6 protein-coding genes and 2 pseudogenes are annotated in these 11,265 nt (G+C 65.0%); 6 read left to right on the top strand and 2 right to left on the bottom strand.

What is annotated here, in order from left to right; translation table 11 throughout:
- From G3436_RS13835 to G3436_RS13815, 5 genes and pseudogenes are all read left to right on the top strand, one after another.
- A partial coding sequence (locus tag G3436_RS13835) for an amino acid permease (RefSeq protein ID WP_163945839.1) occupies positions 1 to 1,308 on the top strand: 1,308 nt, incomplete at its 5' end.
- Between the two features lie 41 nt (positions 1,309 to 1,349).
- Positions 1,350 to 2,293 (top strand): annotated as a pseudogene (locus G3436_RS13830) (LysR family transcriptional regulator).
- A gap of 85 nt (positions 2,294 to 2,378) precedes the next feature.
- Positions 2,379 to 3,800: a DOPA decarboxylase gene (locus G3436_RS13825; RefSeq protein WP_163945837.1), complete on the top strand. Its 1,422-nt coding sequence runs from the start codon at positions 2,379 to 2,381 to the stop codon at positions 3,798 to 3,800.
- A gap of 223 nt (positions 3,801 to 4,023) precedes the next feature.
- Positions 4,024 to 5,193, top strand: coding sequence for a p-hydroxyphenylacetate 3-hydroxylase oxygenase component (locus G3436_RS13820; RefSeq protein WP_163945835.1), 1,170 nt, complete (start codon positions 4,024 to 4,026; stop codon positions 5,191 to 5,193).
- A gap of 62 nt (positions 5,194 to 5,255) precedes the next feature.
- The gene (locus tag G3436_RS13815) at positions 5,256 to 6,200 is read left to right on the top strand and encodes a p-hydroxyphenylacetate 3-hydroxylase reductase component (protein WP_163945833.1); all 945 of its coding nucleotides are present in this window, start codon (positions 5,256 to 5,258) and stop codon (positions 6,198 to 6,200) included.
- A gap of 13 nt (positions 6,201 to 6,213) precedes the next feature.
- Here the strand turns inward: G3436_RS13815 and G3436_RS13810 are convergent, their stop codons facing one another.
- Positions 6,214 to 6,603 carry a VOC family protein gene (locus G3436_RS13810; protein WP_163945832.1) on the bottom strand — a complete coding sequence of 130 codons (390 nt, stop codon included), beginning with the start codon at positions 6,601 to 6,603 and terminating at the stop codon, positions 6,214 to 6,216.
- A gap of 35 nt (positions 6,604 to 6,638) precedes the next feature.
- Positions 6,639 to 8,576 carry a DNA topoisomerase III gene (locus tag G3436_RS13805; protein ID WP_163945830.1) on the bottom strand — a complete coding sequence of 646 codons (1,938 nt, stop codon included), beginning with the start codon at positions 8,574 to 8,576 and terminating at the stop codon, positions 6,639 to 6,641.
- 263 nt (positions 8,577 to 8,839) lie between these two features.
- Between G3436_RS13805 and G3436_RS13800 the strand changes: the two are divergent.
- Positions 8,840 to 11,169, top strand: a pseudogene (locus tag G3436_RS13800) (TonB-dependent siderophore receptor).
- Positions 11,170 to 11,265: the final 96 nt, after the last annotated feature.

Here is an 11,265-nt window from a genome sequence, read left to right as displayed (position 1 = left end):
CTGTTCATGGGCTCGGGCAAGATCATTGCCTTGTCCGGAACCTCGATCCTGCTGATCTACATGATCATCGGCTTCTTCCTGTATTTCGTGATGCGGGCCATGGGCGAACTGCTGCTGTCGAACCTGCAGTTCAAGTCCTTCGCCGACTTTGCGGGTGCCTACATCGGCCCGCGCGCTGCATTTTTCCTGGGCTGGTCGTACTGGCTGAGCTGGTGTGTCGCGGTGGTGGGAGACGCCGTGGTGGTGGGCGGCTTCTTCCAGCACTGGTACCCCGACGTGCCTGCCTGGGGGCCAGCGATCGGCATGATGATCACCTTGTTCGCCCTGAACGTGCTCACGGTGCGCCTGTTCGGCGAGGTGGAGTTCTGGTTTGCCATCGTCAAGATCATTGCCGTGCTGACATTGATTGCGGTGAGTGGCGTATTGATCGCAACCTCCTTTGTTTCGCCGACCGGCGTCACGGCCTCGCTCGGGCACCTGTTCGAGGCCAGGGCGGCGTTTCCCAATGGGTTGATGGGCTTCTTCGCAGGCTTTCAGATCGCGATCTTCTCGTTTGCCGGCACAGAGCTGGTGGGCACCACCGCCGCAGAAACCCGTTCCCCCGAAAAAGTGCTGCCCAAGGCGATCAATGCCATCCCGCTGCGCATCATTCTGTTCTATGTGGTTTCACTGGCATGCATCATCGCGGTGACATCGTGGCAGCAGGTGTCGCCCAGCAAGAGCCCCTTCGTGGAGCTGTTTCTGGTAGCCGGCTTTCCCGCCGCGGCGGGCATCGTCAACTTCGTCGTGCTGACCTCGGCCGCCTCGTCCGCCAACAGCGGGGTGTTCTCCACCAGCCGCATGCTGTTCGGGCTGGCCCGTCAGGGCAATGCCCCGGCGCGCATGGGCCGCCTGTCGCGCCACAGCGTGCCGGTGGCGAGCCTCGCGTTCTCGACGTTGCTGATGCTGCTGGGGGTATTGTTGCTGTTCATCTTTCCGGAAGTGATGACGGTGTTCACCATCGTCTCCACCATCTCGGCGATCCTGGTGATCTTCACCTGGTCGACAATACTGGTGTCGTACATCTGCTACCGCAAAGTGCGACCTGAGCTGCATGCGCAGTCGCGCTACAAGATGCCGGGCGGCGTGGCGATGGCCTGGGTGACCCTGGTGTTTCTGGCGTTTGTGCTGTCACTGCTGGCGCTCAAACCGGATACGCGACTGGCCCTGTGCGTGATGCCGTTCTGGTTTGTGGGGCTGGCGATTGCCTACCAGCGCAGACGGGGGCAGGGCACAGCCGGCGGCAGCGGCGCTGTGAAACCGGGGTAAAACCCCTTAGCCTTGGGGCTTCACCACCGCTGGAGCCCACCGTGAACCCCACCTTTGCCTCGTTGAGCCTGGCGCACCTGCACGCCCTCGACACGCTGCTGCAGATGAAGAACCTCAGCCATGCCGCTGAACGGCTGGGCAGCAGCCAGTCGGTGCTCAGCCGGCAGCTGGCGCATATGCGCCAGGCTTTCGATGACCCGTTGCTGGTGCGTCAGGGCCGCGGTTACGTGCTGAGCGAGCAGGCCCTGGCGCTGGTGGCGCCGCTGCGCCAGGTGCTGGGCGAGCTGGAAGCATTGCGTCAGCCACAGGCGTTCAACCCGCAACGCTGCGAACGACGTTTCAGCCTGGCGGCCTCGGACTACATTGGCGAACACATGCTGCCGCTGCTGGTGAACCGCCTGGCCGAGCTGGCGCCGGGGGTCTCGATCGACTACCGGGCCTGGTCGCCGGGCCAGTTCGAGTGCCTGGCCAGCGGCGAAATCGACCTGGCCACGACGCTGTTCGACAACGCCCCGGCCAACCTGCATGGGCGCATGCTGGGTGAGGACCGCGCGGTGTGCCTGATGCACCGCGACCACCCGTTGAGCGAGCACGCCGCCCTGAGCCAGGACGATTACCGCGCCTGGGGCCACGTGCGCATCTGCGGGGGCGGCGACAAGGACAGCTTCATCGATCAGCACCTGCGCGCCCAGGGGCTGAGCCGGCGGATTACGCTGCAAGTGCCGTTCTTCTCGGCGGCTGTGCAGGTGGTGTGTACCAGCAGGCGCTGGTTACCGTACCGGAACATATCGCATGCCAGCTCAGCCGCCTGCACCCGCTGGTGTGGCGCCCGCTGGCGTTCGTGCAGCACACCCAGCGCTACTGGGTGGTGTGGCATCAGCGTTTGCATGCGTCGGCCGAACACCGCTGGTTTCGCGCACTGGTGTTCGACTTGTGGCAGCAGTCGCAGTTCGGCGTGACCGGCAACTATGTGGATTCGCCATAGCAGCTATGTAGCGCCTGGCGTATTTAACGCGCCTGGCAGCGCCTAGACTCGGTGGCAGTGCAACCACCACCACAGGAGCAAGCGCGTGAGCCCAGAAGAATTTCGCCAGCAGGGTCATCAACTGATCGACCGCATCGCCGACTACCGCAGCACGGTCGCCAGCCTGCCGGTGATGGCGCAGGTCGCGCCAGGTTACCTGAAGAACGCCCTGCCGAAGGCCGCGCCACAGCAGGGTGAAGCCTTCGAACAGATTGTGCAGGACGTCGATCACCTAGTGATGCCGGGGCTTTCGCATTGGCAGCACCCTGACTTTTTCGGTTACTTCCCTTCCAACGGCACCTTGTCCTCGGTGCTGGGGGATTTTCTCAGCAGCGGCCTCGGGGTACTGGGCTTGTCCTGGCAGTCGAGCCCGGCACTGAGCGAACTGGAAGAGACCACGGTGGACTGGGTGCGCCAGATGGTCGGCCTGTCGGGTGCCTGGAGCGGGGTGATCCAGGACACGGCGTCCAGTAGCACCCTGGTGGCATTGATCTGTGCCCGCGAACGCGCCAGCGACTATGCGCTGGTCAAGGGCGGCCTGCAGAGCCTGGCCAAGCCGCTGATGATCTACACCAGTGCGCAGGCACACAGCTCGGTGGACAAGGCGGCGTTGCTGGCCGGGTTCGGCAAGGACAACATCCGCTACATCGAGGTCGACGCGACGTTCGCCATGCGCCCCGAGGCCCTGGCCGCGGCCATTGAGCAGGACCTGGCGGCAGGGCTGCAGCCGTGCGCGGTGGTGGCCACCACCGGTACCACGACCACCACCGCGCTGGACCCGCTGGCACCGATCGGGCGGATCGCCCGCGCCCATGGCCTGTGGCTGCATGTCGACTCGGCCATGGCCGGTTCGGCGATGATCCTGCCGGAGTGCCGCTGGATGTGGGAGGGCATCGAGCAGGCCGATTCCATCGTGGTCAATGCGCACAAGTGGCTGGGCGTTGCATTCGATTGTTCGTTGTACTTCGTGCGTGACCCGCAACACCTGATCCGGGTGATGAGCACCAACCCCAGCTACCTGCAGTCGGCGGTCGACAGCAAGGTGAAGAACCTGCGCGACTGGGGTGTACCGCTGGGGCGCCGGTTCCGCGCGCTGAAACTGTGGTTCATGCTGCGCAGTGAAGGTGTGCAGGGCTTGCAACAGCGCTTGCGGCGCGACCTGGACAACGCGCGCTGGCTGGCCGAGCAGGTGGCGGACGCGCAGGGCTGGGAATTGCTGGCGCCGGTGCAGTTGCAGACGTTGTGCATTCGTCATCAGCCGGGCGGGCTGCAAGGCGATGCGCTGGACCGCCACACGCGGGCCTGGGCCGACCGGCTGAATGCCTCCGGGGCTGCGTACGTGACCCCGGCCACCTTGAACGGTGAATGGATGGTGCGCGTGTCGGTGGGCGCATTGCCGACCGAGCGTGAGCATGTGGCACGGCTGTGGGCGCGGTTGCAGGAGGTCGTTCAGGTACAGCCCCGCTGACGCCTTCGCTGGCAAGCCAGCTCCCACAGTGTTCTGTGTACATCGCATGACCTGTTGAAGCTGGCTTGCCCGCGAAGAGGCCCCCAAGGCCCATGATAAGTACAATCTTGCCTCTGGAAGGTGCATTTTCCCGTCGCCTTGACCCTCCCATACTGCCTGCATCCAGCGCTGACTGCCTTTGTCGCAGCCCAGCGCGGACATCCAACAATAAGCAGGGCCACCCATGAAAAAGCCAAACCCGCTGCTTGAAGACCTCAAGCCACTGTTGCCGATCATCGCCGCCAATGCCGCGCGCGCCGAGCAGGAACGCCAGGTCCCCGCCGAGAATATCGCCCTGCTCAAGGGCATCGGCCTGCACCGCGCCTTCCAGCCCCAGGCCTACGGCGGCATGGAGATCTCGCTGCCTGCATTCGCCGATTGCATCGCCTTGCTGGCCGGCGCCTGCGCCAGCACCGCCTGGGCCATGAGCCTGCTGTGCACCCACAGCCACCAGTTGGCGATGTTCCCGGCACGCTTGCAGGAAGAGATCTGGGGCACTGATCGCAATGCCACTGCCAGTAGCAGTATCGCGCCGTTCGGGCGCGTCGAGGAAGTCGAAGGCGGCCTGCTGTTCAGCGGTGAAATGGGCTGGAGCAGCGGCAGCGACCATGCCGAATGGGCCATCGTCGGCTGCCGCCGAGCCAATGCCGAAGGCACCCAGGACTACTGCTTCGCCGTGCTGCCGCGCAGCGCTTACCAGATCCGCGACGACTGGCACGCCGCCGGCATGAAAGGCAGCGGCACCAAGACCCTGATCATCGACAACGTCTTCGTGCCCGAGTACCGCATCCAGAAAGCCAAGGACATGATGGAAGGCAAGTCCGCCGGCTTCGGCCTGTACCCGGACAGCAAGGTGTTCTACTCGCCGTACCGTCCTTACTTTGCCAGCGGCTTCTCCACGGTCAGCCTGGGCATCGCCGAACGCATGCTCGAAGTGTTCCGGGAAAAGACCCGCACCCGCGTACGGGCCTACACCGGTGCCGCGGTGGGGGCGGCGACCCCCGCGCTGATGCGCCTGGCCGAGTCGACCCACCAGGTGGCTGCTGCCCGCGCCTTCCTGGAGAAAACCTGGCAGGAGCATGCCGAACACAGCGAACGCCACCAGTATCCGAGCCGCGAGACCCTGGCGTTCTGGCGCACCAACCAGGGTTACGCGGTGAAGATGTGCATCCAGGCCGTGGACCGCCTGTTCGAAGCCGCCGGCGGCACTGCCTGGTTCGAGTCCAACGAGATGCAGCGGCTGTGGCGTGATGCGCACATGACCGGTGCGCATGCCTACACCGACTATGATGTGTGCACCCAGATCCTCGGCCGTGAGCTGATGGGCCTGGAGCCCGACCCGAGCATGGTCTGAGCCACACCGCCCCACCCTAACAACAATCAACGGCTGCCCTGGCGGCAGCCGGGGAGTCTTGCATGTCTACTCAACCACTCACGGGCTTCGACAGCCGTGCGTTTCGTCGTGCCTTGGGCAACTTCGCCACCGGCGTCACCGTGGTCACTGCCGCCGATGCGGCGGGGCACAAGGTTGGTGTGACCGCCAACAGTTTCAACTCGGTTTCGCTCGACCCGCCATTGATTCTCTGGAGCCTGGACAAGCGCTCCAGCAGCCTGGAGGTGTTCCAGGCGGCCAGCCACTTTGCGGTAAACATACTGGCGGCCGACCAGATCGAGCTGTCGAACAACTTCGCCAAACCCAGGGACGATCGCTTCGCCGGTATCGAGCACCGCGCGGGTGAGGGCGGGGCGCCGCTGCTGGCCGATTGCTCGGCGAGTTTCCAGTGCCTGACGCACCAGTTGATCGATGGGGGTGACCACTGGATCATGCTGGGCAAGGTGGTTGCCTTCGAAGACAGTGGACGTTCGCCCTTGCTCTATCATCAGGGTGCGTACTCCATGGTGCTGCCACACACCCGCATGACCCGCCGTGAAGAAGGCCAGGCGCCGAGCAGCCACTTCCAGGGACGCCTGAGCCACAACCTGTACTACCTGATGACCCAGGCGTTGCGTGCCTATCAGGCCAGCTATCAGCCCAGGCAACTGTCCAGTGGCTTGCGCACCAGCGAGGCACGCATGCTGATGGTGCTGGAGAACGATGCGGGCCTGAACCTGGCCGATTTGCAGCGCGAAGTGGCGATGCCGGCACGCGAGATCGACGAGGCGGTGGCCAACCTAAAGCGCAAGGGCCTGGTATGTGACAGCGAGGCGGCGGGGCATGTGCGCCTGAGCGTGGCGGGCATCGACCAGACCGAGGCCTTGTGGACGATCGCCCGCGAGCAGCAGGACGCGGTATTTGCAGCCTTCAGTGACGAGCAGATCGAGACGTTCAAGGCGGTGCTCAAGGCTGTGATCCGCGCTTGAGCGAAGCGCCAGATCAACTCATCGGCGAGCAGAGCTCCACCAGCACACCGGCCGGGCAGCGTACGTAGGAGACGGTCTGCCCCCAGGGCTTGGTTTCGGGTGCCTTGAGTTCGGTGGCACCATTGACCAGTGCCTCGGCGTGGGCGGCTGCCACGGTGTCGGTCACCAGGGCGATTTCCATGCCCAGTGGGCGCTGGCTGTCGCTGGCCGCGACAAAACCCTCCGGGAAGTTGCTGTTGCCCAGTTCCAGCGAGGCGAACGCCAGGGTAGTCGGGCCGGTGTCCAGCTCGCCATAGTCGCCGGACTCGTGCAAGAAGCGTCGGGTCAAACCGAAGGCGTTCTCGAAAAAGCTCAGCGATGCCTCGACATCGGGTACATAGACGATCGTGTAGCCCAGTTTCATGAACAGTCCTTTGTCAGTAGGTGAAGGTGTGAAGGCTAACCCTTTTTCGCCTTGGGCGCCCGTGGCCGCTTGGCCGCCCCGGTACTCTTGCGCTTCTTCTTCCACGGTGCGCCGCCACGCCCGGCAGGTGCCGCAGGCCCGGCAATACTCAGGCTCATGCCCGAGCAGCGTTGCACTTGCTTGCTCATCCAGGCCGATTGCTTGGCAACGAAGTCTTCCAGGCTCATCTCGCCGCTGTGCACCATGTCCAGCGCCTGTTCCCAGATTGCCGTGGTGCCCGGGTCGGCAATCGCCCGGGGTACCGCGTCGATCAGGCTGAACGCGGCGGGGGTGGCCGACAGCGCCTTGCCTTGCTTGACCAGGTAACCCCGGTCGAGCAGGCCCTGGATGATCCCGGCGCGGGTCGCCTCGGTGCCGATCCCGGTGGTGTCCTTGAGCTTCTGCTTCAGGCGCGGGTCGTCCACCAGCTTGGCCACGTTCTTCATGGCCTTGATCAGGTCGCCCTCGGTGAAGGGCTTGGGCGGCTGGGTCCACAGGTCTTTCAGGTTGACCCCGGCCACCTCGCACTGTTGCCCATGCTGCAATGCCGGCAGCACTTGTGCCACAGGGGCCTCGCGGCCCTTTGGCGGTGTCAGCGCCTCGGGCAGTGCCCGCCGCCAGCCTGGCTCGACGATCTGCTTGCCCACCGCGCGCAGGGCCTGCCCGGCGCAGTCGAAGTCGGCCTGTGTGCGGTCGTACTCGTGGTTAGGCAGGAACTGCGCCAGGTAGCGGGCGCGGATCAGTACGTACACCGCCTTGTGCTTGGGCGGCAGACGCGACGGGTCGACGGCGGCAGCGGTGGGGATGATGCCGTGGTGGGCGCTGACCTTGGCGTCGTTCCAGGCGCGTGAGCGGCGTTGCGCCTGCAGGTGCGGCTGCAGCGGCGCCAGGCTTGGGTCGCTGCGCCCCAGCGCGGCCAGAATGGCCAGCGCTTCGGCATGCTGGCTAAGGGGCAGATAACCGCAGTCGCTGCGCGGGTAGGTGATGACCTTGTGGGTTTCATACAGGGCCTGGGCGATGTCGAGGGTCTCCTGCGCGCCCAGTGCGTACTTTTTCGAACACAATTCTTGCAGTGTGCCGAGGTCGAAGGGCAAGGGCGGTGCTTCCCGAACGCGCTCGGTGGCCAGGCTGCGCAAGTGCGCGGAGCCTGCCGCCGTGATGGCCGCCGCAGCCTGTTGCGCGATGGCCTGGTTCAGGCAGCGGCCCTGGTCGTCGCACTGCGCGTCGGGGGCGCGCCATTGCGCGTTGAACAGGCTACCGGCGCTGCCCAGTTGCACCTCGATGGCCCAGAACGGCACCGGCACGAAGTCGGCGATGCTGCGGTCGCGGTCGACCACCAGGCGCAAGGTCGGGGTTTGCACCCGGCCTACCGGCAGTACGCCCTGATAGCCGGACTGGCGACCGAGCAGGGTAAACAGCCGGCTCATGTTCATGCCGATCAACCAGTCGGCGCGCGAGCGCCCCAACGCCGAGTGGTACAGGTTGAAGGTGTCGGCGCCGGGGCGCAGCACGGCCAGGGCCTTGCGAATCGAGGCGTCGTCGAGCGCCGACAGCCACAGGCGCTGGATGGGCCCGCGATAGCGGCAGTGTTCCACCAGCTCCCGTGCGATCATCTCGCCTTCACGGTCGGCGTCGGTGGCGATCACCAGCTCGGCAGCTTCGCCCAGCAGGCGCTTGACCGCCTTGAACTGGCTGGCGGTTCTGGGTTTGACCTGCATTTTCCACTGCGTCGGGATGATCGGCAGGTCGGCCAGGGCCCAGCGCTTGTAGCGGGCGTCGTAGGCGTCGGGCGGGGCGGTTTCGAGCAAATGGCCGATGCACCAGGTGACGGTCACGCCCGTGCCGACCCAGCAGCCGTCGCCGCGTCGGGTAGCGCCGAGGACCTTGGCGATGTCCTTGGCCTGGGAGGGTTTTTCGCAGAGGTACAGGCGCATGCCGGGCGGGCTTCTTCATCAGGCTTCGATGGCGCCTAGCATGCGCAGGAAGCGCAAGGCAGGCAAGTTTTATCTGTATGGATATACAGATAAAGGTGTACCGAAGGTAGTCTTTGCGAAAAGAATTCGCAGGCGTGTCCCTTTTTTGCTGCTTGCTTGTCATCAGGGGTAAGTGAACCTGACAGAGAGCCCCCCCAATGCCCGTACTGATCCGCCCGACCCTGTGCCTGAGCCTGTTGCTCGGCGTCGGCCCGCTGACGCCCATGGCCGCCTTCGCCGACACCAGCACGCAGCGCGAGTACAACGTGCCCGCCGGCGACCTGGGCAGCCGCCTCACGCGATTTGCCGGGCAGGCCGGGGTGAGCATTTCGGTCGATCCGGCGCTGGTCAGCGGCCGTCACAGCGCCGGCCTTGCCGGCAGCTACAGTGTCGAGGGCGGTTTTGCCGGGTTGCTGCAAGGCAGTGGCCTGCAACTGGTGCCGGTGGGCGAGGGGGCCTACACCCTGATGCCGGCGCCGCAGGATTCCTCGGCCGTTGAAATCGCGCCCACCAGCATCACCGGCGCGCGTACCGCGCCGCTGGATGCCGACAGTGCGCCCTACGCCGGCGGGCAAGTGGCCCGGCGTGGCTCGCAGGGGCTGCTGGGGTCGCGCGATTTCATGGAAACCCCGTTCAGCATGACCACCTACACCAGTGCGGCGGTCAAGAACCAGCAGGCGCGCACCCTGGGCGACCTGATTGCCAGCGACCCGTCGGTGCGTGCCACCAACCCGGCTGGTGGGCGCTTCGAGCAGTTCACCATTCGCGGCTTCAGCCTGCTCAACAGCGATGTGTCGTACAACGGCCTGTTCGGCATCCTGCCGACCTACTCGATCGACATGGAAATGGCCGATCGGGTGGATGTGATCAAGGGCCCCAGCCAGTTGATCAACGGTATCTCGCCGCGCGGCAGCGTGGGCGGTGGTATCAACGTGGTGCCCAAGCGCGCCGGCGACACGCCGCTCACCGAGCTCACCGCCAGCTATGCCTCGGCGGGCCAGGCGGGTGGGGCGGTGGATATCGGCCGCCGATTTGGCGACGAGCAGCAGTTCGGCGTGCGCTTCAACGGTGCCAGGCAGGGCGGTGATACCGAGTGGGAGCACCAGCGCGTGGAGCGCGAGATGGCCGTGCTGGGCCTGGATTTTCGTGGTGAGCGTGTGCGCCTTTCGGCTGACATGGGGCACACCGAGCGCGACACCAACGCGCCGCAGGAGCGCGTACTGGTGGGCGCCAGCGCCAAGGTACCGGACGCCGAGCGTGTGCATCACAACTATGCCCAGCCCTGGAGCAAGGCGCGCACCCACGATACCTTTGGCGCGCTCAAGGGCGAGTTCGATGTGAGCGACGCGGTCATGCTGTACGGTGCGGTGGGGGCGCGCAAAAGCACCTATGACTTCCTGCGCCACAATGTCTCGATCTCCAATGATGCGGGCGATTTCACCGTACAGCCGCGGGTGTTCACCCGTGACGAGGATGTGCGTACCGCTGCCGCCGGTGTGCGCAGCTGGTTTGCTACCGGGCCGGTCAGCCATGAGGTCAACCTGGCGGCCAGCTACTTTTCCCTCGACTTCGAGAACGGCGGCGCACGTTATGCCAGTGGCCTCAGCAACTTGTACAACCCGGTGCAGATACCGGCTCCGGGCGCGCCCACGCGTGATGATGGGAAGGACTACACCGAGAACCGCTTCAGCAGCGTGGCGTTGTCCGACACCTTGGGTTTTGTCGATGACCGCCTGCTGCTGACCCTGGGGGCGCGCTGGCAGCGGGTCGAGGTCGATGACTGGAGCGATGGCATCAAGGGCGCCACTGCCTACGACGAAGAAAAGGTCTCGCCCTCGGGTGGCATTCTGTACAAGGTGACCGATCAGCTGTCGGTGTATGCCAACTACATGGAGGGTTTGAGCCAGGGCAAGATCGCGCCGTCGAGCTCGATCAACGAAGACCAGATATTTGCGCCTTTCGTCAGCCGTCAGGTCGAGGTGGGAGCCAAGTATGACCTGGGCACCTTTGCCCTGACCGCCAGCGCGTTCCGCATCAAGCAGCCGGCTTACGAGACCAATGCAGGCACGCGGGTGTTCGGCCCCAACGGCAAGCGTGAAAATCGGGGTGTCGAGTTGAGCATGTTCGGCGAGCCGTTGCAGGGTGTGCGCCTGCTGGGTGGCGTGATGTTCATCGACAGCGAGCTGAGCGGCACTGCGGGTGGCGTCTATGACGGCAACCGTGCCCCGGCTACGCCTGAGTACAACGTCAACCTGGGGCCGAATGGGACGTGCCGGGGGTGCAGGGGTTGACCTTGACCGGGCGCGGTATCCATTCCAGCTCGCAGTACCTGGACCAGGCCAACCGCAAGCAGGTCGACAGCTGGGAGCGTTATGACGTGGGCGCGCGCTATGCGTTCAAGGTCGAGGGCAAGGAGGTTACCGTGCGTGCCAGTGTCGAAAACGTGCTGGATGACCGTTACTGGAGTTCGGCGGGGGCGCCGGATGACAGTGAGCCGGGGTTGACGTTGTCTACGCCGCGTACGTACCTGGTGTCGGCGACGGTTGGGTTCTGATGTTTGGTTGGGGCCACTGATGGCCACGGGTGGTCTCAACACGATCTGCAGCCGTGCTACCAGGGCTGACAACGGTGATCTGACAGGCCATGGTAC

This window comes from Pseudomonas brassicae (assembly GCF_010671725.1).
GTDB lineage: Bacteria > Pseudomonadota > Gammaproteobacteria > Pseudomonadales > Pseudomonadaceae > Aquipseudomonas > Aquipseudomonas brassicae.
This window is presented reverse-complemented; position numbering and strand designations above follow the sequence as displayed.

Bases quoted from the DNA above. Each gene is read 5' to 3' on its own strand.
- G3436_RS13805 (WP_163945830.1), bottom strand. From the start codon at position 8,576: ATGCGCCTGTACCTCTGCGAAAAACCCTCCCAGGCCAAGGACATCGCC.
- G3436_RS13810 (WP_163945832.1), bottom strand. From the start codon at position 6,603: ATGAAACTGGGCTACACGATCGTCTATGTACCCGATGTCGAGGCATCG.
- G3436_RS13815 (WP_163945833.1), top strand. From the start codon at position 5,256: ATGTCTACTCAACCACTCACGGGCTTCGACAGCCGTGCGTTTCGTCGT.
- G3436_RS13820 (WP_163945835.1), top strand. From the start codon at position 4,024: ATGAAAAAGCCAAACCCGCTGCTTGAAGACCTCAAGCCACTGTTGCCG.